Origin of the sequence: Methylophaga sp. UBA5088, from assembly GCF_002414625.1 — a bacterium.
Classification (GTDB): domain Bacteria; phylum Pseudomonadota; class Gammaproteobacteria; order Nitrosococcales; family Methylophagaceae; genus Methylophaga; species Methylophaga marina.
This window is the reverse complement of sequence record NZ_DIAC01000103.1, coordinates 70,686-70,982: the sequence shown is the minus strand read 5'-3', so window position 1 is coordinate 70,982 and position 297 is coordinate 70,686. Positions and strand designations below refer to the sequence as shown.

1 protein-coding gene is annotated in these 297 nt (G+C 43.8%); it reads left to right on the top strand.

Annotated elements, in window-relative coordinates:
* On the top strand, positions 1-240 hold a 240-nt coding region (locus B4K20_RS13140), incomplete at its 5' end, for a pentapeptide repeat-containing protein (protein WP_289283213.1).
* Positions 241-297: the final 57 nt, after the last annotated feature.

The following is a 297-nucleotide window of genomic DNA, read 5'->3' as shown; positions in this document are numbered from 1 at the left end:
CGTAAAGCAAATTTGAGTTATAGCCAATTAAATAATGCTGATCTTAAAGGTGCTAACCTGCGAGAAGCGGATTTAGTCGAAGCAGATCTATCGAATGCGGACTTATCGTATGCTGATCTAACTAATGCTAATATCAGCGGTGCCATTACTCTCACGACTAAATTAGACAACGCTATATGGATTGATGGCACGGTGTGTGGCAAAAATTCTACCGGAGTGTGCCGACGGTCAGGGCAGTAACGCACCCAATTGACGATCTTGGATGCGAGCAAAAAACCATTGAGCAAATAGGCTGCA